This is a genomic window from Pseudarthrobacter sp. NPDC080039 (assembly GCF_040702335.1).
GTDB lineage: Bacteria > Actinomycetota > Actinomycetes > Actinomycetales > Micrococcaceae > Arthrobacter > Arthrobacter enclensis_A.
The window spans coordinates 1-21864 of record NZ_JBFBKY010000028.1; the positions used below are offsets into that span (position 1 = coordinate 1).

Annotated in this window: 16 protein-coding genes; 6 read left to right on the forward strand and 10 right to left on the reverse strand. The window is 67.9% G+C overall.

Going from position 1 to position 21864, the window contains the following annotated elements; translation table 11 throughout:
* The first annotated feature begins 229 nt into the window (after positions 1-229).
* Positions 230-793 carry a dihydrofolate reductase family protein gene (locus tag AB0313_RS19325; RefSeq protein ID WP_366307666.1) on the forward strand — a complete coding sequence of 188 codons (564 nt, stop codon included), beginning with the start codon at positions 230-232 and terminating at the stop codon, positions 791-793.
* A 55-nt stretch (positions 794-848) separates the two neighbouring features.
* Here AB0313_RS19325 and AB0313_RS19330 read toward each other — a convergent pair whose 3' ends face one another.
* Genes AB0313_RS19330 through AB0313_RS19345 form a run of 4 tightly spaced genes read right to left on the reverse strand, consistent with a single transcriptional unit; the run spans position 849 to position 6282 of the window.
* A complete protein-coding gene (locus AB0313_RS19330; RefSeq protein ID WP_366307667.1) occupies positions 849-1598 on the reverse strand; it encodes a thymidine kinase in 750 nt (249 codons plus the stop codon).
* A complete protein-coding gene (locus tag AB0313_RS19335; RefSeq protein ID WP_366307669.1) occupies positions 1591-2811 on the reverse strand; it encodes a nucleotide pyrophosphatase/phosphodiesterase family protein in 1221 nt (406 codons plus the stop codon). Before AB0313_RS19335 ends, AB0313_RS19330 begins: the two co-directional genes overlap by 8 nt.
* A gap of 1 nt (position 2812) precedes the next feature.
* Positions 2813-3556, reverse strand: coding sequence for a DUF5998 family protein (locus tag AB0313_RS19340; RefSeq protein WP_141940919.1), 744 nt, complete (start codon positions 3554-3556; stop codon positions 2813-2815).
* Positions 3557-3597: 41 nt separating this feature from the next.
* Entirely contained in the window at positions 3598-6282 is a 2685-nt protein-coding gene (locus AB0313_RS19345; protein WP_141940918.1) for a GNAT family N-acetyltransferase, read from the reverse strand.
* A gap of 76 nt (positions 6283-6358) precedes the next feature.
* On the opposite strand from AB0313_RS19345, the gene AB0313_RS19350 reads away from it, so the two are divergent.
* Positions 6359-8875, forward strand: coding sequence for a DNA topoisomerase IV subunit A (locus tag AB0313_RS19350; protein WP_141940917.1), 2517 nt, complete (start codon positions 6359-6361; stop codon positions 8873-8875).
* Positions 8876-8930: 55 nt separating this feature from the next.
* On the opposite strand, the gene AB0313_RS19355 is transcribed toward AB0313_RS19350, so the two are convergent.
* Both AB0313_RS19355 and AB0313_RS19360 read right to left on the reverse strand, forming a co-directional pair.
* Positions 8931-9731 carry an ABC transporter permease subunit gene (locus AB0313_RS19355; RefSeq protein ID WP_366307672.1) on the reverse strand — a complete coding sequence of 267 codons (801 nt, stop codon included), beginning with the start codon at positions 9729-9731 and terminating at the stop codon, positions 8931-8933.
* A complete protein-coding gene (locus AB0313_RS19360; protein ID WP_366307674.1) occupies positions 9721-10713 on the reverse strand; it encodes an ABC transporter ATP-binding protein in 993 nt (330 codons plus the stop codon). Before AB0313_RS19360 ends, AB0313_RS19355 begins: the two co-directional genes overlap by 11 nt.
* 69 nt (positions 10714-10782) lie before the next feature.
* Between AB0313_RS19360 and AB0313_RS19365 the strand changes: the two genes are divergently transcribed.
* Positions 10783-11301 carry a DinB family protein gene (locus AB0313_RS19365; RefSeq protein WP_141940914.1) on the forward strand — a complete coding sequence of 173 codons (519 nt, stop codon included), beginning with the start codon at positions 10783-10785 and terminating at the stop codon, positions 11299-11301.
* Between the two features lie 30 nt (positions 11302-11331).
* Here the strand turns inward: AB0313_RS19365 and cydD are convergent, their stop codons facing one another.
* From cydD to AB0313_RS19380, 3 genes are read right to left on the reverse strand one after another with little or no spacing between them, the layout of a single operon-like run.
* Positions 11332-14787, reverse strand: a complete 3456-nt coding sequence (gene cydD, locus AB0313_RS19370; RefSeq protein WP_366307676.1) for a thiol reductant ABC exporter subunit CydD — start codon at positions 14785-14787, stop codon at positions 11332-11334.
* 1 nt (position 14788) lies between these two features.
* Positions 14789-15838: a cytochrome d ubiquinol oxidase subunit II gene (gene cydB, locus AB0313_RS19375; RefSeq protein ID WP_366307678.1), complete on the reverse strand. Its 1050-nt coding sequence runs from the start codon at positions 15836-15838 to the stop codon at positions 14789-14791.
* Positions 15839-15853: 15 nt separating this feature from the next.
* Positions 15854-17452 (reverse strand): cytochrome ubiquinol oxidase subunit I, encoded by a 1599-nt coding sequence (locus AB0313_RS19380; protein WP_307310425.1) that lies wholly within the window; start codon positions 17450-17452, stop codon positions 15854-15856.
* A 263-nt stretch (positions 17453-17715) separates the two neighbouring features.
* Here AB0313_RS19380 and AB0313_RS19385 point away from each other — a divergent pair, with 263 nt between their 5' ends.
* On the forward strand, positions 17716-18099 hold the full coding sequence (locus AB0313_RS19385; protein WP_015936823.1) for a BlaI/MecI/CopY family transcriptional regulator: 384 nt from the start codon (positions 17716-17718) through the stop codon (positions 18097-18099).
* A 6-nt stretch (positions 18100-18105) separates the two neighbouring features.
* Positions 18106-19098 (forward strand): M56 family metallopeptidase, encoded by a 993-nt coding sequence (locus AB0313_RS19390; RefSeq protein WP_141940910.1) that lies wholly within the window; start codon positions 18106-18108, stop codon positions 19096-19098.
* A gap of 79 nt (positions 19099-19177) precedes the next feature.
* Here the strand turns inward: AB0313_RS19390 and AB0313_RS19395 are convergent, their stop codons facing one another.
* Positions 19178-21286 (reverse strand): DNA topoisomerase IV subunit B, encoded by a 2109-nt coding sequence (locus tag AB0313_RS19395; protein WP_307310418.1) that lies wholly within the window; start codon positions 21284-21286, stop codon positions 19178-19180.
* 256 nt (positions 21287-21542) lie between these two features.
* Between AB0313_RS19395 and AB0313_RS19400 the strand changes: the two genes are divergently transcribed.
* Positions 21543-21764 carry a hypothetical protein gene (locus AB0313_RS19400; protein ID WP_018761086.1) on the forward strand — a complete coding sequence of 74 codons (222 nt, stop codon included), beginning with the start codon at positions 21543-21545 and terminating at the stop codon, positions 21762-21764.
* Positions 21765-21864: the final 100 nt, after the last annotated feature.

Here is a 21864-nt window from a genome sequence, read left to right on the forward strand (position 1 = left end):
CCAGCCAACGGATCAGCCACCGAAAACGGCTCCGAACCAGAGCCCTCCACCTCCGCAACCAGCACGGCAAGGGCAGCACGCATCTCCGCCAACGCACTCACCACCGCCGCTTTCCCCATAAACCCATCATGACAAGGGGGTACGACAATCAAGAGCGGCCACAGGGCGTATCTCCATCATCGCCCTCAAGGTCTGTACAACGAATGCCGGCCCACGGGAGACTGGCGCCATGCGCAAACTGACCTTCGGCATGAACCTGAGCGTGGACGGCTATATCGCCGCGCCCGGTGACGACCTCGGCTGGAGCGTACCAAGCGACGAGCTGTTCCAATGGTGGTCCGACCGTGTGGGGACGACAGAGCTGGCGCTGTACGGGCGCAAGCTGTGGGAGACGATGAGCTCGCACTGGCCCGCCGCCGACCAGCAGCCGGGCGTCACACCGGCGCAGAGTGAGTTCGCCCGCCGCTGGCGGAACATGCCCAAGGTGGTGTTCTCCTCGACGACCAGCACGGTCGACTGGAACACCCGCCTGGTCGCCGGCGACGCGGTCACCGAGATCACCCGGCTCAAGGCGGACGACGGCGGCCCCATGGACATCGGCGGCGCCACCCTCGCCGCAGCGGCCATGCGGGCCGGGCTCATCGACGACTACGTGATGGTCACTCATCCGGTCCTGGTGGGCGGCGGCACGCCGTTCTTCACAGCCCTGGACAGCTGGGTGAACCTGCGCCTGGTGGAAACGCGGACGTTTCCCGACGGCGTACTCCTTACCAGATACGAGACCAGGAGCTGAGTGCCAGTCGTCGAATCAGCGCGGTATCGGGCTGCCCAAGTCCTGCCCCGTCAGCCTAGGCTTTGCGCGGTTCGGCGGGACCGCCCGGCTCGCCGGGTCCACCGGAGCCGTGCCAAAGACAGGCATCCACCTCGAACGGCAGCAACTGGTCCTGCTGTGCCATCAGGGAGGCGCCGTGCGCCGTCACCCGCCGCATGAAGTGGCGCCGGCACAGCGTCTCGTACCCCACGACCGGAGCGTGCTCCGCTTCGGTCGGGGCCGCGGCCTCAACCACCATGTCAACGTCGCCCACCACAACCTGGGCGCCCTCGGTGACCATGACGCCGTCGACCGTCCTGGCATTGTGCGTGGCCCGGCGGCCGCACCAGCACAGCGCTTCCACCTGCAGGACCTGCACCCGGTCCGCAAGCTCAATCAGGCGTTGGGAACCGGGGAAGAGCCGGGTGCGGAAATCGGCGGTGATGCCGAAGGCAAAGACGTCGACGTCGATTTCGTCCACCACTTTGGCCAGCTGCTCCACCTGCCCGGGAGTGTAGAACTGGGCTTCGTCGCAGATGAGGTAATCGATGCGCTGGCCCCGGGTACGGCGGATCATGACTTCCTCCCAGAAGTCGGTGGTGTCCTGCACCTCCACTGCGTCCGTCTCCAGGCCAAGGCGGCTCGAGATGCGGGACTCGCCCGCCCGGTCGTTCCGGCTGAAGCGAACTCCCCCGCGGCCACGCGCCCGATGGTTGTAGTCCATCTGCAGGGCAAGGGTGGACTTGCCGCAGTCCATGGTGCCTGAGAAGAAGATGAGCTCAGCCACGGCGGCGGGTCCTTCCTTCAGCGGTAAAGCACAGCAGCGGGACCTCCCGCTCGGCCTTGGTCAGGGAGCCGTGCTGGCCCACCACCTCCATGGCGGTGGGGCGCATCCGCCGTCCGTCGTAAAGCGCGACGGCGTCCCGCGCCGCGATCATCACGTCACCGATCCTGCCCGCGACAGCGGGCCGCACGTCACCGAAGAGTCCACCGGCCACGGCTTCATCCCGGGTGAAAGCCCACACCCGGTCACCGAACCGGCCTTTCCAGGCGGCGAGCAGACGCTCCGCGGCCCCGTCCGCTGCGGCTGCTTCCTCCAGGTACAGGTGGACCATCCGCGGCTCGCCGGCCGTGTGCCGGACGCCGTCCACCAGCCCGGGGTCCTGCGAAAAGTCAATGCGCTGGGATTCCGGGACGTCCAGCATGCCGTGGTCGGCAGTGAGCAGGATCGTGGTGCCGGCGGGGAGGGAGGAGTTGAGCCGCTTGACGGTGGAATCGAGTTCTTCCAGCTGGTGTTCCCACTGCTCGGAACGGCAGCCGTAACGGTGGCCGGCCTTGTCGAGTTCATTGACATAGAAATACATCAGGGAGGGGCCGGCGGCGGCCATGGCCTCGGCGGCAGCGGCGGTGCGCGCGTGTGCGGTCATCCCGGAGATAAACCGGCCCCCGCGCAGCGCAGCGCGGGTCATGGGCGACCCGTCAAACTGGGAAAGGCTGACGGTACTCACGTCCACGCGCGCGTCGATCCGTTCAAACACGGTGGGGAACGGCTGCCAGTCAGAGGGGTCCACACCGGGGTCCCAGTTCCCCAGCAGGTTGACCACTTTGTCCTGGCCAGGGTCCAGGACGTCGTAGCCCACCATGCCGTGCTGGCCGGCGGGGAGCCCGGTCCCGAAGCTGGATAACGCCGCTGCAGTGGTGGAGGGAAAGGCGGAGTCCAGCCACACCGGCACGTCGCCCTGCCCGGACTGCATCACCGCACGCAGGAAGGGCGTATGGGCGGCCTTTTGCTTCAGGAGGTTCCTGCCCAGGCCGTCCGCGAGCACAACGCAGACCCTGGACGCGTCGGGCAGCCCCAACGTGTTGGTGAAGCCCTCCACGCCAAGGCTGGCTGCCGCACTGGTGAGGACCTCGGCGATCGAGCGGTGGCCATAGGCAGGAGCTGGCGGAAGGTCGGAAGTACGTGCGGAGGCTTGTACGGCGTGGTGGTCGTCCGGCATCTCAGCGCTGCTGGTGTCCGCGGCTGAGCCTGTTGCCGAACACTCCGGAACGCGGCCTGGGCGCCATGGACTGTGCGTGGGATACGGGGGCAGCGGAACCGGTGTTGACCGCGCGGAGCGCCCTGGCGAAGAGCTTGGCGTCCTGCACGGCCTGGAGTCCGTCTGCCTCCGCACTGATCCGCAGCACGATGTCTTCCTGGGCGATGGTCCCCGTGTAGCCGTGGTCGGCCTCGCACTGCGGGTCCCCGCAGCTGGCCGGCCCCATGTCCAGCCGCTGGCCCCCGGACCAGGCGATGGACAGGGTGAGTTCGCGGACGGGGTCGGAGGGCTTGTAGTCCTGCGGCTGGGCGTACATGTAGCTCAGGACCACCGAGCGGATCTGCGCCACGGGGACGGACTCTGTGGAGATCTGGGCGACGATCTGCTCCCCGGCTTCGTCCAGTTGCTGGTCATCCACGTGCGTGATGACCAGCATGTCAGCGGTCAGGACCAGCACCGTGATATGGCGGCGGACCTCGGCCCGGTCGAAGTGGGTTTCCAGGTGCACCAGGTGTGCCACGCAGTCCCGGCCGTCCAGTGCGTCGTCGACGACGTCCGACACGAGGCGCGGGTAGAATCCTGCCCTCTGCAGCGCGTCTTCCAGGCTCTGGCCCTGGATGCCGTGGTTGTGTGAGCTGTGCTGGCGGACTGCCTGGTTTTCATTTCCGGGCGTTTCGGGCGCCGAAGCGGGAGGCTGGAAGCTCATGCCCCCATTTTCACAGATCGTCCGGTCACTTGCTAACCGCGTCAGCCCAGCATGGCCCTCCGGGCGCTGTCCGTACGCTGTGCGGCGTTGCCGATCCGGACATCGGCGGCGAGGATGGTCGCCCCTGAAGTACCGCACAGGACAGGGTTGAATTCCACAAGCGCGATCTCCGGATGGTTGTCCTTCATCCACGCCAGCCGCGCGGCCAGGTCCTCCAGCGCCTGGACGTCAACGGCCGGCAGCCCCTGGTAGCCGAAAAGCTTCCGTGAGGCCCGGGGTGCACGGATAAAGTCGTGGACGTCTGCGGCGGACAGCGGCGGAACCCGGTGGGCCCAGTCGTCGAGGAGGTTGACGGCGTCACCGGCGAGGCCGAACGAAATCACCGGGCCAAGCAACGGGTCTTCGATGGCCCGGAAGGTGCAGGCCTGGCCCACCGCTGCCATGGACTGGACCTCAAGGGCCGGGTCTCCGTAGGCGGCGAGCGCCCGCCGCATCTGCACCACGTTCTGGCGCAGCGATTCGGCGTCCTCGATCCCCAGGCGCACCCCGCCAAGGTCCAGCCGGTGCCGGAGAGCGGGGTCCGTGGTCTTCAGCACCACGGGCCAGCCGAGAGCTTCCGCCGCCTGCACGGCCTCGTCGGGCGTGGTGAAGGCCGCCGACGGCAGAACGGTGATGCCGTAATGCCCCAGGAGGGAAGCCGCTGCCGCCGGTTCCAGTTGCTTGAGCTGTTCACCCGTGACGTCCCGGAGCAGCTCATCGAGTTCGGCCTCGGCCTTGCGGGGATCGCAGCCTGCCGGTTCCACGAACTGTCCCTGGTCGCGGGCAGCCCATTCCGCATACCGCACCACGGCGGCGAGCGCTGCGACGGCGGCACCGGGGTTGGAGAAGCAAGGGACGGTGCACGCGTCGGCACCCACCAGGCCCTCAACGTTGATGGCCGGATCCAGGATGCCGCTGAACGCAGCCACCACGGGTTTCCCCGCCGCGGCCGCACACTCCGCCAGGACCCGGGCCACGGCGTCAACGGTCAGGCCCCGGGCAGGCAGGAGGGCTGCGACCGCGGCATGCACGGTATCCGGGGCCAGGGCGTCACGGAGTGCCTTCCGCAGCGCGGGGAGCGCCACCGACTGACCGGCGTCCAGGTCGAGGCCGGAGACCACCTGGGCCACGCCCAGCCCGTGTGCCACGGCGCTGTCCGCCACCACGTTGCCCAAGGCCTGGGAGTTGCTGAAGATGGCGACGTCGGGGCCGGCCGGAAGCGCCTGGCCGGACACCACCTGGGCGACGTCCACCAGCTCTTCCACGGTCTCCACGCGGATTACGCCCGACTGGCGCAGCATGGCGTCCAGGGCGCCGGCCGGCGCCTGGGTGGTCCGGACGGCGTGCCCGGGCGGCAGCCGCAATCCCATGGTGTCCGACTTGGCAACGATCACCGGCTTGGTGCGGGCCAGGCGCCTGGCGATCCTGGAGAACTTGCGCGGGTTGCCAATCGACTCCAGGTACAGGCCCACGGCGGTAGTGTCGGCGTCGTCCTCCCAGTACTGCATCATGTCGTTGCCGGACACGTCGGCCCTGTTGCCGGCCGAGAGCAGGCTGGAGAGCCCGAGGCGGCGCCGGCTGGACGCTGCGTACAGCGAGACACCGATCGCCGCCGACTGGCTGAACAGGCCCAGGCCCCCACGCAGTGGCATAGTGGGCGCCATCGACGCATTCAGCGACACGTCCGGGTGCGTGTTGGCGATGCCCAGCGACGCCGGCCCGATCACGCGCATCCCGTTGGCCCTGGCCTGGCGCACCAGGGCGCGCTGCCGCAGCAGGCCACGTTCGCCGTCGTCCGCGAAGCCTGCCGTGGCAATCACCACGCCCTTGACGCCGGCAGCCGCGCAGTCTTCCACGACGCCGGCCACCTGCTCATAGGGCACGGCGATGATGGCCAGCTGGACGGGTTCGGGAACCTCGGACAGCTTGCCGTAGGGGATCATCCCGGCCAGTTCCAGCGCCTCCGGGTTGATGGCGTAGACGGATCCGTGGAAGCCGCCTTCGATGATGTGCTCCAGCAGCTGGTACCCCACGGTGCCCCATTTGCGGCTGGCTCCGATGACGGCAACGGACGACGGCGTCAACAGGTCCCGGACGCTCCTCGCCTCCGCGCGGTGCTCGCGGGATTCCATGACGGCGCGCGACTTCTCGGTGGGCTCCACATTGAACTCAAGGCTGACGACGCCGTCGTCGAAGTGCCGCTTGACGTCGTAGCCGGCGTCGGAGAACACCATCAGCATCTTGCGGTTCTCCGGCAACACTTCGGCGGTGAACTTGCGGATCCCGTTCTCGTGCGCGGCGGCTGCCAGGTGCTCCAGCAGGATGGAGCCGATGCCCCTGCCCTGGTGGGCGTCGGCGATGTTGAACGCCACCTCAGCTTCGGTGGGGTCGGTGAGGCGGTCGTAGCGGCCGATGCCGACGATCTCGCCGTGGATGGTGATGACGAACGCCACCCGGTCCTTGTAGTCCACTTCGGTGAAGCGTTTGAGTTCCTTGGCCGACAGCCTGGCCTTGAACGCGAAGAAGCGCATGTAGATTGAATTCTGCGACTGCCCGGTGTGGAAGGCCTGGACGGCGTCGGCATCCGACGGGTGGATGGGCCGCAGGTGCGCGGTTCCGCCGTCACGCAGGACGACATCGGCCTCCCAATGTTCCGGATATTCGCCGTCCCCGGGCTGATCCACCATAGGCTTAGCCTAGCCAAGAACTCCCGCAGCATGCCCGAAAAGCTGCCAGCACCCCCAGAAGGATCCACCAAACCCCATGGCCCGCCGCCAAAGTCCAGCCCCCATCGCAGACGACAACTACACGGAGAACATCGTCGATATCGATGTCACGTCCGAGATGCAGGGCTCCTTCCTGGAGTACGCGTACTCGGTGATCTACTCCAGGGCGCTTCCGGACGCCCGCGACGGGCTCAAGCCGGTGCAGCGCCGCATCCTGTACATGATGAGCGACATGGGCCTTCGCCCGGACCGCGGCCACGTCAAGAGCGCCCGCGTGGTGGGCGAGGTCATGGGCAAGCTGCACCCGCACGGTGACGCCGCCATCTACGACGCCATGGTGCGCATGGCCCAGGACTTCTCCCTGCGCCTGCCGCTGATCGACGGGCACGGCAACTTCGGCTCGCTCGACGACGGCCCGGCGGCACCGCGGTACACCGAGGCCCGGCTGGCGGCGGCCGCCCTCACCCTCACCAACCACCTCGACGAAGACGTGGTGGACTTCGTCCCTAACTACGACAACCAGCTCACCCAGCCGGACGTGCTTCCGGCCGCGTTCCCCAACCTGCTGGTCAACGGCGCCACAGGCATCGCCGTCGGCATGGCCACCAACATGGCCCCGCACAACCTGGTGGAAGTGATCTCGGCTGCCCGGCACCTGATCGCCCACCCGGACGCCACGCTGGAAGACCTCATGCGGTTCGTGCCCGGCCCTGACCTGCCCAGCGGCGGCAGGATCGTGGGCCTGGACGGCATCCGGGACGCCTACGCCACCGGCCGCGGCTCCTTCAAGACCCGGGCCAAGGTGGAAATCGAGCAGCTCTCGGCACGCCGCACCGGCCTGGTGGTCACCGAACTGCCGTACATGGTGGGCCCGGAAAAGGTCATCGAGAAGATCAAGGACGCGGTCAACGCCAAGAAGCTGACCGGCATCAGCGACATCGTGGACCTGACCGACCGCAAGCACGGGCTGCGGCTGGTCATCGAGCTCAAGAACGGTTTCAACCCGAACGCCGTCCTGCAGCAGCTCTACCGGTACACGCCGATGGAGGACTCCTTCGGCATCAACAATGTCACCCTGGTGGATGGCCAGCCGCAGACGCTGGGCCTGGTGGACCTGCTGTCCGTCTACGTCAACCACCGGATCAACGTGGTCCGCCGCCGGACCGTCTTCCGCCTCGGCAAGAAGAAGGACCGCCTCCACCTGGTGGAAGGCCTCCTCATCGCCATCGTGGACATCGACGAAGTCATCCAGATCATCAGGTCCTCGGACGAGGCCGCAGCGGCCCGCGAGCGGCTGATGTCCATCTACGACCTCACCGAGGTCCAGGCCAACTACATCCTGGAACTGCGTCTCCGCCAGCTCACCAAGTACTCCCGGATCGAACTGGAAAAGGAACAGGACGAGCTCCGCCGCGAGATCGCGGAACTGCAGGCCATCCTGGACTCGGAGGAACTGCTCCGCACCGTGGTGTCCGACGAACTCGGCGCCATTGCCGAGGAACACGGCACCCCCCGCCGGACCGTCCTGCTGGAGTCGGAAGCTGTCTCCCCCACCGTGGCCGCCGAGATCGCAGGGGCCAACGGAAAAAAGGGCAAGGCGGCGCCGCTGTCCCTGGAGATCGCCGACGACCCCTGCTGGGCCATCCTCACAGCCTCCGGACAAGTGGCCCGCACCGCCAACCAGGATCCCCTGGCCGAGGCCGGTCCCCGCAGCAAGCATGACGTGTACACCTCAGTGGTCAAGACGTCGGCCCGCGGCGAAATCGCGGCCGTCACCTCGCTGGGCCGCATGCTCCGGCTGCAGGTCATGGACATGCCCGTGCTTGCACCAGTGGGCGGGCTGCCCAACCTCGCCGGCGGCGTCCCGGCCAAGGAGTTCCTCACCCTGGTGAAGGGCGAATCCCTGGTGGCGTTCGTGCGCCTTGACGAGGTCCTGGCCATCGGCACCGCCCAGGGCGTGGTGAAGCGCGTCCAGCCTGACTACCCCCTGAACCGCGAAGACTGGGAAGTCATCACCCTCAAAGACAAAGACGCGGTGGTGGGAGTGGCTCCCGCGGGCGCGGATGACGCAGAACTGGTCTTCATCACCAGGGAGGCGCAGCTCCTGAAGTTCCCCGCCTCCGCGGTGCGGCCGCAGGGGCGCACCGCCGGCGGCATGGCGGGAATCAAACTTGCCGCGGGCGACCATGTGGTCTTCTTTGGGGCGGTGCAGCCCGAGGATGAGGCCGCCGTCGTGGTCACCATCGCCGGCACCAACGGTGCCCTCCCCGGCACCGCCCCGGGCACTGCCAAGGTGACCGCCTTCTCCGAGTACCCGGCCAAGGGACGCGCCACCGCCGGCGTCCGGGCACACCGGTTCCTCAAGGGCGAGGACATGCTCCTGCTGGGCTGGGCAGGACACGGACCGGCGAAGGCCTCGTCCGCCGCCGGCGTTGCCAGGTCGCTGCCGCAGGAACATGGCCGCCGCGATGGCTCAGGTGTCCCGCTCTCGCAGGCCGTGGATGCAGTGGGCCCCGCCATGGCATGGGCGGACGGCGCGTCGGCGGAGGCCTAGCAGCGGCCGGGGCTTCTCCTCGGAGGACAGGCCCGGGATACGGACAAGCTGGAGCTCAGCCGGCCACGTCCCGCCGCCGGAAGCCGGGGACGGCGAGCGCCACCAGCACGGCGATGGTGAGGGCGGACACCAGCACGCTGTCCCACGCAACCCCCTTCCGCAGCGGGTCCTGGCCGATGTACTGGAAGAACGGGGAGGCTTCCTGGATCCTGTCAAAGGCGTCCACGAGCGGCGCAAGCGCGTTGATGATGTACGCCAGTACCGCCAGGACGGCCGGGATGCCGCGGCTCAGTCCGGTCCGTCCCGTGGCCGCCGACAGCGCCAGTGCCAGGGAGCCGAAAACAACGCCCAACAGCGCCAGGTGCAGCATGGCGGCCGCCACCTTGTCCGGGGGAAGGACCATGTCTGCCAGGTTGCCCTCCAGCACCAGTGACAACCCCATGACCGCGGCCAGCAGGAACGTGCCCAGCACCATGGCCAGGAACTTGTCCACCACCACCCGGCCCCGTCCCACCGGGTTGGACAGCAGCAGGTCCATCGTGTGCCGGTCTTCTTCCGCGCCGATGGCCCCCGCGCCCGCGTTGATGGCGTAGATCAGCACGGCAATGGGTCCCATGAAGGACAGGAGTTCCACCTGGATGTACCCCGTGGGAGTGGACATGTCGGCGCTGGAGGTGGCGAACAACGACCGGAACGCCTCCGGCATTTGGTCGATGAAATCGCTCATCGACGGCTGCGACTTCACCGACGGCCAGATTGCTGCATACGTGGCCACAATGAGCGCCAGGGAGAGGGCCCAGGCAAGCAGCAGCCGGCCCTGGTCCCGGAGTGTCTTCGTGAGGACGCTAGTGAGCATGGCCTGCCGCCGTTCGGGCAACGGTTCCGGCGGCCGCCGGTGTCGTCTGTCCTGGTTGACCGTCCATTCCGTAGTAGCTCAGGAATGTCTCCTCCAAGGGGGCTTCGGAACATTCGAAGTCCTCCACCTCCCGTGCACTGACCAGCTTCAACAGAGCGTCGAGGGCGGACTGCGGGGCGTTGCAGCTTAGTGTGTGGCCGTCCACCAGCAGGTCCCGCACGCCGGGCACACCGCCGAACTCCGCGGCGGACACCTCCATGGCAAAGCGGGCCCGCACCCGGTGGAGGGAGCGGGCGGCAAGGTCCTGCAGCCGCTCCACCGCCACCAGTTGCCCCGCGCGCACCACCCCGATCCGGTCCGCCACGCGCTCCACCTCACCCAGGACATGGGAGGAGAAGAGCGCCGAACCGCCGCCGGCAGTGTGCTCGCGGAGGATGGAGTGGAAAGTCTGCTGTACCAGCGGGTCGATCCCGCTGGTGGGCTCGTCCAGGACCAGCAGCCGCGGCTGCGACATCACGGCCAGGACGACGGCGAGCTTCTGCCGGTTCCCGCGCGACAACGTCCGGGCCGGACGGTCCAGGTCCAGTTCAAGCCGGTCTGCCACCCCGGCTGCCCGGCGGCGGTCGTCCCGGTGGCGCAGATGGGAACAGTAGGCCACGTGCTGGTTCCCGGTGAGCCGGTCGTAGAGGGCCGGCTCGCCGGGCACGTAGCCCACCAGGCGGTGGACTTCCCTGGACTGCCGCCACGCATCGAACCCCAGCACGGACGCCGTGCCCGACGTGGGCCGCAGCATCCCCATGAGGAGCCGGATGGTGGTGGTCTTGCCCGCCCCATTCGGGCCCAGGTAGCCGAACACCTCGCCGGGTCCGATGGTGAGGCTCACGCCGTCGAGCGCCGTGTTGCGGCCGAACCTCTTGGTCAGGCCGGCCAGCTGCACCATGCTTTCGTTGTCTTCCCTGCCCCTGCGCGTTTCCGGGCTCATGCCGCAACGGTAGGCGCGCGGAAGGCGGCATCCCAGAGTCTTTCGGCCCGCAGCGCCTAGACTGCTCCCATGCCTATCGTTCCTGATGAGAAGGACTGGACCTGGGTCCTGTCCCGTCCCTGCCCGGAGTGCTCCTTCAATGCCTCGAGCGCCACGCCGGCAACGGTTCCGGGAAGCATCGAAAGCATGATTCCCCGCTGGCTGGCCGTCCTCCGCCGCCCCGACGCCGCCCAGCGTCCGGACGACGACACCTGGTCGCCCGCGGAGTACGCCTGCCACGTGCGGGACGTGTTCACTCTCTTCGTCCAACGCCTGAACCTCATGCTGGCCGAGGACGGTGCCCGCTTCGCGGACTGGGACCAGGACCGGACGGCCATCGAGAAGGACTACGCCAATGCCGACCCGTCCGAGGTGGGGCCCGAACTGGCAGCGGAAGGGCACGAAGCCGCCGAATCCTTCGCCCAGGTTCCCGAAGAGGACTGGGGACGGAAAGGCCTGCGCAGCAACGGCTCGGAATTCACCGTCCTAACGCTCTCGCAATACTTCCTGCACGACGTCGTCCACCACCTGCACGACGTCAACGGTTAGGACAGCGGGCCGCGCAGCCCCTTCCGGACCTCAGCGCGAACGGGCCAGCGACTCCCGCGGCCGCTCCGCGCATACGGAGAGGTCCAACCGGGCGTCGCCGGCATGGATGTCCGCGGGGTTGTGGGTCACCAGCACCACGGTGCGGTGGCGCAAGCCGGCGCGGAGGTCTGCCAGCATGGCGGCGGCGGACTCTGCGTCGAGGTGGGCGGTGGGCTCATCCAGCAGGATCACTTCCGCGCCCGTCAGCAGCGTCCGTGCCACCGCCAGGCGCTGGCGCTCTCCGCCGCTCAGGAAGGCACCCCCGGGTCCGATCCGGGTGTCCAGTCCCGCCGGCAGCCGGCCTACCAGCCCGTCAAGTCCGACGGCGGCCAGGACGGCTTCCAGCTCACGGTCCCCTGCGCGGGATCCAGCGTTGCCCGCGTCAGCGCTGCCCGGCGCCCTGCCCAGCAGCAGGTTCCCGCGGATGGTGGAGTCGAACAGGTGGGCCTCCTGCGGGCACCACGCGGCGCGGCCGGTGACCTTCACATGTCCGGCCGCTGGCGGCAGGAAACCCAGCAGGACAGAGAGCAGGGTGGATTTTCCCGAGCCGGAGGGGCCGGTGACCGCCAGCCAGTGCCCCGGCGCGGCCACTGCGTCCACGCCCGAGAAGACCGGTGCGCCTCCCGGCCACGCCGCGGCCAGGTCCACCAGCTCAACACCTGGCTCGGTGCTGGTCCTGCCGGGAACAGACTGCAGACCATCGGGGGTGTCAGTGCCGTCCTCGAGTGCGCCGGACTCCCCCACCCTGCGCAGGACGGCACGGAGCGCCGGGAACTGGCGCACCGCCGTCGTCATCGCCGCGTAGGGCTCCACGAGTGCCAGGAGCAGGAGGACAATGACGGCTGCCGTGGCCGGGGCAACCTGCGCCGCGAGGACATTCGGGGCGGCCAGCCAGGCAGCAGCCAGTGCCGCCGTGCCGCATGCGGCGGTGGCAACGGCGTGTCCCAGCCCGTCAGCCCAGGCGGAGCGCTGTGAGGCGCGGGTTGCTTCCCGGTCCTCGGCCAGCAGCGCCTCAAGCACGCGGGGAGCTACGCCGTTGGCGTGCAGTTCGGCGCGCGCGTCCAGGGCTGCCGTCACGCGGCGCAGGACGCCCGATCGCAGGGACTGCTCGCCGGCCGCCGACCTGCGGTCGCCCCACAGCGCAGCGGCGGGCGCCAGGAGCAGGCCGCAGGCAGCTGCGGCAACCACGGCGGGAAGGGCTGCCGGCACCAGCATTCCGGTGGCTGCCACCGCCAGGGCGGATACCGCGAGCGCCGTGACGGGCGGCAACACCACGCGGGGCAGGAGGTCGCGGACGGTGTCGACGTCGTCGATCACCGTGCCCAGGACGTTTCCGCCCTGCAGCAACCGGCGCAGCGACAGGGCCCTGCGGCTCAGGGATTCCCAGAGCCGGCCGCGCAAGCGGGTCAGGGCGGCGAACACGGCGTCGTGCAGCAGCAACCGCTCCCAGTATCGGAAAACGGCCCGCCCGATGCCGAAGAACCGCACCCCCACGATGGCGGTCAGGAGGTAAAGAATGGGCGGCTGCTCGCTGGCGCGGATGATCAGCCAGCCGGACAGGCCGGACAGCGCGACGGCGAAAATGGCCGCGAGGGTGCCGACGAGGGCCGCGGCGGCGAATTTGCCCCGGACGGGGGCAAGCAGCGCTGCCAGGAGGCGGGCAGTGCCGGTTGCGGACGGTCCAGTTGCGGACTGGGCGGGGGCCCGGGTGTCCGCCGGTGGCGTGCTGCCGGTGTCCCCGCCGCCCGGGGAGTTGCTTTCCGGAAAGTCGGGGGGCGCGGCGGCTGCGGACAGGAGGACGCCGTCCGCGTGCTGCCCTGCCGCAACCTTGCCCGCAGGCTTTACCGGCACCAGCACGTCCGCAAGCTGCCGGGTGCGCTGGTTGTGGGCCACCAGGACCACGGTGACCTTGCCGCGGAGCCGCCGGATGGCTTCTTCCACGATGGCTGCGGACGCGTCATCCAGGTGTGCGGTGGGCTCGTCAAGCAGCAGGAGCGTCGCTCCGGCCTCGATCCGGGCCAGCCCGCGGGCCAGTGCCACGCGCCGCAGCTCTCCCGGGCTGAGCTCCGCCTGGTGTTTTGCTGCAAGGTGTCCGGCTCCCGCACGTTCCAGGCATTGCCGTGCCGCGTCCTCGGCGGTGAACCGGTCCGGGCCGTAGGCAGTATCCGGCGACAGGTAAAGCAGCACCTCGTCCAGGACCGTTCCGGCCACCATCACAGGATGCTGCGGCACCCAGGCCACCAGCCGGCGGTCCAGGCCGCTGATGGATCCGGTGATGCGGGTACCCGTGCTGCCGGTCCCGCCATCGGTGCCGACGGTGCCTGCCAGCACGCCCAGGACGGTGCTCTTGCCCGCGCCGCTGGGCCCGTCCAGCGCCGTAATCCTGTCCTGGGGCGCGGTGAAGGTAAGGGGCCCGACGGCGGCCGCGGACCGTCCGCCATACGTCACGGTGAGTGCGGTGACCTCGAGCGGGGCGCCGGGCCTGCCGGCCCTGGCAGCGGGCAGGGGGGCTGGTTGGGGCGCACCGGTCACCGCGGCGGTTTCCGCGAGGGCCACCCGGCCGTCGTCGCTGGCATGGTGTGCGGTGCCCAGTTCCCGCAGGGGGAGGTAGCAGTCCGGCGCCAGGAGGAGGGCCAGCAGGCCGGCTTCCAGGGGCATGTCACCGTGGACCAGCCGGACGCCGATGAACACAGCAACCACGGCCACCGAGATGGTGGCGATGAGTTCCAGTGCCAACGCGGACAGGAACGCGGTCCGCAGCGTCCCCATGGTGCGGGACCGGTACTCCTCCGAGATCTCCTCCAGGGCCTTGCGCTGCGCTGTGGCCCTGCCCAGGCCCACCAGGACCGGCAGGCCCTTGGCGAGTTCAAGCATGTGGGCGGACAGCCGGGCCAGCGACGCCTGGGCCCGGCGCACGCTGTCCTGCGTGTACCGGCCGATCAGCACCATGAACAAAGGGATCAGCGGCACGGTGAGCACGATGACCAGCGCGCTGACCCAGTCCGCGAAGAGGATCCGGGCGCCCAGCAGCAGCGGAATGGCGGCACAGTTGACCAGCGCGGGAAGGAACTGGGTGTAGTAGCTGTCCAGGGCGTCCAGGCCGCGCGTTGCCAGCACCGCCAGGCCGCCGTCGCCGGGCCCTGAAGCGCGAACGCCGGTACGCAGGGCGCGCTCCAGGAGCTCCCCGCGAAGCTCTTCCTTGACCCCCAGTGCCGACCGTCGGGCGGCGACGGCCTGTCCCCATACCGTCAGGGAGCGGAGCACGACGCCGGCAAGTCCGGCGGTCAGCTGGCTCTCCCAGCCAGGGTTCCCGGCGGCGAGCCCCGCCAGGACGGAGGCCACGGCCTGGCCGATGAGGACCAGGGACAGGGCTTTGAGCGCGGCCAGGAGTCCCAGCCAGTAGATGGCTGATCGGGTTGCCGGGCCTGCCGGGAAGGTGGGCCGCACGTCAGCCCTTGGTGGTGAAGGCCTTGGCGGCAATGGCCGGGAGGAAGCTGTGGGCCTCCGGGATGTGCGCGGCGCTGACGCGGCGGCGGAAGACCCAGTAGGTCCAGGCTTGGTAGGCAATGACCAGGGGAAGCCCGAAGGCCGCCACAATGCTCATCAGTCCCAGGGTGTAGTTCGAGGACGAGGCGTTGGAAATGGTGAGGTCAAAGGCGCTGTCCAGTGTCGAAGGGAGCACCACCGGGAACACGGCACCGAAGATGGAGGCGGTGCCCAGCACCAGGAAGGCGCCCAGGAACAGGAACGCCCTGCCTTCGGAGCCTTTGCGGGCCACCAGCCACGCGGTGGCGGCCGCGCCTACGGCCAGGACGACGGCGGCCCATGTCCAGGGCTTCCCGTCCAGGAACTGGATGGCAAGGACCCACGCTGCAATGGGCAGGAGCAGGACCGGCAGGAGCCGCACGAACCACTGGCGTGCCCGGTGCCGGACGTCGCCGTCGGTCTTGAGTGCCAGGAAGGCCAGGGCGTGGAGCAGTGAGAAACCCACCACTGCGAGCCCGCCCAGCAGGGCGTAACCGCTGAACCAGGCCATGGGGCCGCCTTCGCGGTCACCGTTGGCGTTCAGCGGCAGGCCCGTGGTGGTGAGGGCCAGCGCGGCGCCGACGCCGAAGGCCGCAAGGAAGGACCCCAGCGCGATGGCCCAGTCCCAGCGGTTCCGCCAGCTGTCGGTGTCCACCTTGCCGCGGTATTCGAACGCCACCGCGCGGAAGATCAGGGCGAGCAGGACCACCAGCAGCGGGAGGTAGAGCGCGGAGAACAACGAGGCGTACCAGAGCGGGAAGGCGGCGAAGGTGGCACCGCCTGCGGTGAGCAGCCACACCTCGTTGCCGTCCCAGACGGGTCCGATGGTGTTTAGGAGCACGCGGCGTTCGGTGTTGTTGCGGGCGAAGAGCTTCATCAGCATCCCTACGCCCAGGTCGAAGCCTTCGAGGAAAAGGTAGCCGGTCCACAGCACCGCAATGGCGATGAACCAGATGGTGGGCAGCAGTTCCATTGTGTGTTTCCTCTGCTAGTAGGCGAAGGCCAGGACGTCGTCAGCGGGTTTGGAGCCGCCGTCGGGGCCCGGGGTTTCATCCTCGTTCTCGTCCGTCGGGGCGTGGCCGAGTTCCGGCATCGCGGAGACCACGCCGCCGCGGATGTATGTGACCAGCAGCTTCACTTCCACCACCAGCAGGACGGCGTACACCGCGGTCAGGGCAACCAGCGAGGCGATCAACTCGCCCGCGGACACCCCGGGTGACACGGCGGCGGCGGTGAACATGAACACCTGGTCGATGCCGCTCGGGTCGGGGTTGGGCGCCACGACGAAGGGCTGGCGGCCCATCTCGGTGAAGATCCAGCCGGCGGCGTTGGCACCGAAGGGTGCAAGGATGCCGAACACTGCCAATCGCATCAGCCAGCGGGATTCCGGCACCGTCCCCTTGCGGGTGATCCAGAGTGCCACCAGCGCAGCCAGCGCGGCGAGGCCGCCAAAGCCAATCATCATCCGGAAGCCCCAGTAGGTGACTTCCATGACGGGCACGTACTGGATCTCCTGGCCGGCGCGGTCACCGTAGATCGGGTTGTCCGGGACGGTGCTTCCGTATTTTTCCTTGTACTCGGGCAGCAGGCTGTTGACGCCCTTCACCTCGGTGGTGAAGTCGCCCTTGGCCAGGAATGAGAGGATGCCGGGGACCTCGATCACTGCCACGACGTCATCGCAGTTCTTCGAGCCCACGTTGCCCACGCTCAGTACGGAGAAGCCTGTGCCGTCATGGCAGGCGGCCTCGGCGGCGGCCATCTTCATGGGCTGCTGCTGGAACATGAGCTTGCCCTGGAGGTCACCGGTGACGGCCGTGCCCGCGAACGAGATCATGGCCACCACGGCACCAATGCGCAGGGACCGGATCCACACGCTGTAGTCGGCGCGGTCCCGGCCGGGAATGCGCGTGTCCTCACCGGGGATGACCCGCCCGTCGGCACCCACGGTGTCGACGCCGTCGTGCCGCCTGCGCCACAGGTGGTACCAGGCGATGCCAAGGAGGAAGCCGCCGGCTACGGCAAGGGCTCCGAACAGGGTGTGCGGGACGGCCACCAGTGCGGTGTTGTTGGTAAAGACCGCCCAGGCGTCGGTCATGACGGGCCGGCCGTTCACCATTTGCACGCCCACCGGGTGCTGCATCCAGCTGTTGGCCACGATGATGAAGTAGGCGGAGAGGGCTGAACCGATGACGGCCACCCAGAGGCATGCGAGGTGGATGGCCGGCTTGAGCTGCTTCCAGCCGAAAATCCACAGTCCCAGGAAGGTGGATTCGACGAAGAAGGCCAAGAGCGCCTCGAGGGCCAGCGGGGCACCGAAGACGTCGCCCACGAAGCGGCTGTATTCGCTCCATGCCATGCCGAACTGGAACTCCTGCACAATGCCGGTGGCGACGCCCATGATGAAGTTGATGAGGAACAGCTTTCCCCAGAACTTGGTCATGCGCAGGTACTCGGGTTTGCCCGTGCGGAACCAGGCGGTCTGGATGACGGCCACCACCAGGCCGAGGCCGATGGTCAGCGGCACCATCATGAAGTGGTAAACGGTGGTGATGCCGAATTGCCAGCGTGCGATTTCCAAGGCGTCCATGGCGGTCCCTACTGTTAGCCGATGCAGTTTTCTACGCTACGTAGAACTCCAACTTCTACAAAGTGTAGAACATCCTCGATGGCGGTACGAAAACGAATCGCCCTCCCCCTAGGATCCCCCGCCGGGGTGCGGCGCGCCAGATGTTCTACCCGATGTAGAAGGTTCCCGGGTTTCGGGGTAAATTTAAGTCTGTAGTTGAACAACCGCGTGACGTCACCGTGCTCCCCAAAGCGCCCGGTGCGGGGAAATAAAGGAAAAGTGAAATGGCTAGTCTTGGTGAACTGGAACGGGCGGTCATGGACCTGCTCTGGGCGGGCCAGGAAGCGGCTACGGCCAACACCCTGAGGGATCAACTGGCGCGGACGTCCGCCGCGCAGGGCGGACCGGGCCATGAAGGCAAGGAACTGGCTGTCACAACGGTGCTCACCGTCCTCTCCCGCCTGGAGAAGAAAGGCCTGGTAGAGCGCGAACGCGGAACCCGGCCCCACCGCTACCAGGCGGTGTCCAGCCGTGCGGACCACACCGCGGAACTGATGCACGAGGTCCTCGGATCGGCGCCGGACCGCGAAGCCGTCCTGGCCCGGTTCATCGGGTCCGTGTCCGAAGGTGAAGCCGAGACGCTGCGCAAACTGCTGGGCCACGTCTAGCACACCATGTTCTGGGCCTCATACCTGCTGGCGGTCCTTGCGATAATCCTGGCGTGGCCGGTGCCGATCCTCCTGTCGCGGGCACAGTGGCCGGCCAGGTCTCCGTTCACGGCAATGCTGCTGTGGCAGGCAATCGCGCTCGCAGGTGGGCTTTCGATGATCGGTGCCATGCTGGTCTACGGGCTGGAGCCCATCGGGGACAACCTCATTGCGGGGCTCCGGGCGCTTGCCGGAATGGTTTTGTTCAACGCTCCCACCACCGCACTGGGCTTCTGGCATATCTTTGCGCTGTCCGCCGCCGCGCTGCTCACTGCCCACCTGGTCTTCACACTGTTGCTGACCTACTACAAGATCCAGCGGCAGCGGCGCCGGCACCGTGAACTGCTCGCCCTTTTGGCCTCGCCATCCGGCCAGGACGCCGGAACCCTGGTCATCAGCCACGATTCCCCCGTGGCCTATTGCCTTCCGGGTGGCGCACGCTCCGTGACGGTCCTGTCGGATGGCCTGATGGCTGCCCTCGAACCGGCGGAACTGCGTGCCGTCCTGATCCACGAGAATGCCCACCTGAGCCAGCGGCACCACCTCCTGCTGTGGGCATTCGCGGCGTGGCGGCAGGCACTCCCGTGGCTGCCCACCACCCGGCTCGCCCAGGAGTCGGTGAACTCGCTCATTGAAATGCTGGCCGACGACGTTGCCCTCCGCACCGAAAGCAAGGCAACGCTCATCAAGGCCATCGCCATTGTGGCCAGCGGCTCGGCAGGTAATGGAGGCACCGGTGATATCCGCCCGGCGTCGCCCACCGTTGCACTGTCCGGCCTCGAGGCGGCCTCCGGCGGTCCCGGCTCGGATTCAGTCCGTACGGCAGCGTCGCGGGTCAGCCGCCTGCTGACGCCCCAGCCCCAGCTTCCCGCCGCCGTCCGCACCGCCGTCATGGCCGGCAGCGTCCTCCTGCTGGCGCTGCCCACGGCACTGCTGGTGGTTCCGGGACTGCTCGGCTGAAGCGTCGCCGTCGTTGTTCACGCCGGTGGTTGTGGCTGCCTGGTGCCGACGGTTGAGCCTGTAGAAAGCGGTGCGCCCGTCAGGCGTCGATGCGCTCCCGGTCCAGGCTGGATGCGCCGGCGATGATGAAGTCCTTGCGCGGCGACACGTCCGAGCCCATCAGCAGGTCGAAGATCTCCTCCGCCTGCTGGGCGTTTTCAATCCCCACCTTGCGCAAGGTGCGGTGCCGGGGGTCCATGGTGGTTTCGGCCAACTGCTCGGCGTCCATCTCCCCCAGGCCCTTGTAGCGCTGGATCGGTTCCTTGTACCGCTTCCCCTCCTTCGCCAGGCGGGCCAGCAGCACGTGCAGTTCGGCCTCGGAGTAGGTGTAGATCATCTCGTTGGCCTTCTGGCCGGCGTTGATGACTTCCACCCGGTGCAGCGGCGGAACGGCGGCGAAGACCCGGCCCTCGAGGATCATGGGCCGCATGTACCGGAAGAAAAGGGTCAGCAGCAGGGTACGGATGTGGGCACCGTCCACGTCGGCGTCCGTCATGAGGATGACCTTGCCGTAGCGGGCCGCGCTGATGTCGAAGCTGCGGCCGGATCCTGCCCCCACCACCTGGATGAGGGCTGCGCACTCCGCGTTGGAGAGCATGTCCCCCACCGAGGCCTTCTGGACGTTCAGGATCTTGCCGCGGATGGGCAGCAGGGCCTGGAAGTCGGAGGAGCGGGCCAGTTTGGCAGTGCCCAGCGCCGAGTCGCCTTCCACGATGAACAGTTCCGAACGTTCAACGTCGTCCGTCCGGCAGTCAGCGAGCTTGGTGGGCATCGAGGACGTTTCCAGCGCGTTCTTCCGCCGTTGCGTCTCCTTGTGCACGCGGGCCGAGATGCGGGATTTCATCTCGTTGACGATCTTTTCGAGCAGCAGCGAGGACTGGGCCTTGTCGTTCTTGTTGCTGGAGGCCAGCTTGGCGGAAATCTCCCGCTCCACCACCCGGGCCACGATGGCGCGGACGGCACTGGTGCCGAGAATTTCCTTGGTCTGCCCCTCGAACTGGGGTTCGGCCAGCCGCACCGTCAGCACCGCGGTGAGGCCGGCGAAGATGTCGTCCTTTTCGATCTTGTCATTGCCGGCCTTAAGCTTGCGGGCATTGGTCTCCACCGCTTTGCGGAAGGTTTTGACCAGCGCCTGCTCAAAGCCTGACTGGTGTGTGCCGCCCTTGGGGGTGGCGATGATGTTCACGAAGCTGCGTACGGTGCTGTCGTAGCCGATGCCCCAGCGAAGCGCCACATCCACCTCGCAATCGCGCTCCACCTCGGCCAGCTGGCTGTGGCCCCGCTCGTCCAGGACCGGGACGGTCTCCTTGAACTTCCCTGCTCCGTGCAGCCGCCAGACATCAGTGACTGCCGGATCAACGGCCAGGAACTCAGCGAATTCCGAAATGCCGCCGTCGTGGTGGAAGACCTCCTCGTGCGGGCCTGCTTCGCCGGGCGTCCCGGCAAGCCTGCGTTCGTCCCGGACGGTGAGCTTGAGGCCGGGCACCAGGAAGGAGGTCTGGCGGGCACGGGCAACCAGGTCCTCGTAGGAGAACTTGGCGTCGGGGGTGAATATCTGCCGGTCGGCCCAGTAGCGGATCCGCGTTCCGGTGACCCCGCGTTTGGCCTTGCCCACGATGTCCAGCACGGAGTCGTCGACGAACGGCGTGAAGGGTGCCGCCGGGTCGAGGCGGGATCCGGTGTCCTTGAACCGGCCCGGTTCACCGCGGCGGAAGGACATCCGGTAGGTCTTGCCGCCCCTGTCCACTTCGACGTCGAGTCGCGAGGACAGGGCGTTGACCACCGAGGCGCCCACGCCGTGGAGGCCGCCGGAGGCGGTGTAGGAGCCGCCGCCGAATTTGCCGCCCGCGTGCAGCTTGGTGAAGACCACTTCGACGCCGGTGAGTCCCGTCTTGGGCTCCTTGTCGATGGGGATGCCGCGGCCGTCGTCGTGGATCTCCACGGAATTGTCCGCATGGAGGATGATGCGGATGTCGTGGCCGAAGCCGGCCAAGGCCTCATCCACGGAGTTGTCGATGATTTCCCAGAGGCAGTGCATGAGGCCGCGTGAGTCGGTTGAGCCGATGTACATGCCCGGGCGTTTGCGGACGGCCTCGAGGCCTTCCAGTACGGAGAGGTGCCGGGCGGTGTACTCAGAGCTTGGTGCCACTGGTGATGAACTCCTTCAGGGACGTGGAAGCGGCGCTGGGACCGCACCTTCTAGGGTAGTCGCCGGCGGCGCCGACAGGCGCCTGCCACACCCTCCGGCCGCTGTGCGGCACGCCACGGGCCTGCGTGACCGGTGGAACTCGGCATTTCTTGACTGAACCTTGCGGATACGCGCACAGCGAACTTGCCCCATCCTTGCGATGGATTGGATACGAATGCTGGTTATATAGATGTACTGATCTACTAAGGAGGCCGACATGACAACAGCAGTGGCAGACCGCACACTAAATGCACTGGACCGGTGCGACCGTTGCGGAGCTCAGGCATATGTCCGGGTTGTACTCGAGTCCTCCGGCGGTGAGCTGTTGTTCTGCGGCCACCACGCCCGTGCAGTCGAGGCGACGCTCAAGCCGTTGAGCTCCGACTGGCACGACGAGACGGGAAAGCTTCACGAGAAAGCTCCCGTGGAAATCGACTAGATGAGGCATCGGTAACAACTAACCCTGCGGGATCCTTCCACCACGGAAGGGTCCCGCAGGCGTTTAAGGACCTCCGCCGTCTCTCCTGAAAGAAAGGGCC

What these genes read in the sequence shown, in the direction of transcription:
- AB0313_RS19325 (WP_366307666.1), top strand. Translation starts at nt 230, where the DNA reads ATGCGCAAACTGACCTTCGGCATGAACCTGAGCGTGGACGGCTATATC.
- AB0313_RS19335 (WP_366307669.1), bottom strand. Translation starts at nt 2,811, where the DNA reads ATGCCGGACGACCACCACGCCGTACAAGCCTCCGCACGTACTTCCGAC.
- AB0313_RS19340 (WP_141940919.1), bottom strand. Translation starts at nt 3,556, where the DNA reads ATGAGCTTCCAGCCTCCCGCTTCGGCGCCCGAAACGCCCGGAAATGAA.
- AB0313_RS19345 (WP_141940918.1), bottom strand. Translation starts at nt 6,282, where the DNA reads ATGGTGGATCAGCCCGGGGACGGCGAATATCCGGAACATTGGGAGGCC.
- AB0313_RS19350 (WP_141940917.1), top strand. Translation starts at nt 6,359, where the DNA reads ATGGCCCGCCGCCAAAGTCCAGCCCCCATCGCAGACGACAACTACACG.
- AB0313_RS19355 (WP_366307672.1), bottom strand. Translation starts at nt 9,731, where the DNA reads ATGCTCACTAGCGTCCTCACGAAGACACTCCGGGACCAGGGCCGGCTG.
- AB0313_RS19360 (WP_366307674.1), bottom strand. Translation starts at nt 10,713, where the DNA reads ATGAGCCCGGAAACGCGCAGGGGCAGGGAAGACAACGAAAGCATGGTG.
- AB0313_RS19365 (WP_141940914.1), top strand. Translation starts at nt 10,783, where the DNA reads ATGCCTATCGTTCCTGATGAGAAGGACTGGACCTGGGTCCTGTCCCGT.
- cydB (WP_366307678.1), bottom strand. Translation starts at nt 15,838, where the DNA reads ATGGAACTGCTGCCCACCATCTGGTTCATCGCCATTGCGGTGCTGTGG.
- AB0313_RS19380 (WP_307310425.1), bottom strand. Translation starts at nt 17,452, where the DNA reads ATGGACGCCTTGGAAATCGCACGCTGGCAATTCGGCATCACCACCGTT.
- AB0313_RS19385 (WP_015936823.1), top strand. Translation starts at nt 17,716, where the DNA reads ATGGCTAGTCTTGGTGAACTGGAACGGGCGGTCATGGACCTGCTCTGG.
- AB0313_RS19390 (WP_141940910.1), top strand. Translation starts at nt 18,106, where the DNA reads ATGTTCTGGGCCTCATACCTGCTGGCGGTCCTTGCGATAATCCTGGCG.
- AB0313_RS19400 (WP_018761086.1), top strand. Translation starts at nt 21,543, where the DNA reads ATGACAACAGCAGTGGCAGACCGCACACTAAATGCACTGGACCGGTGC.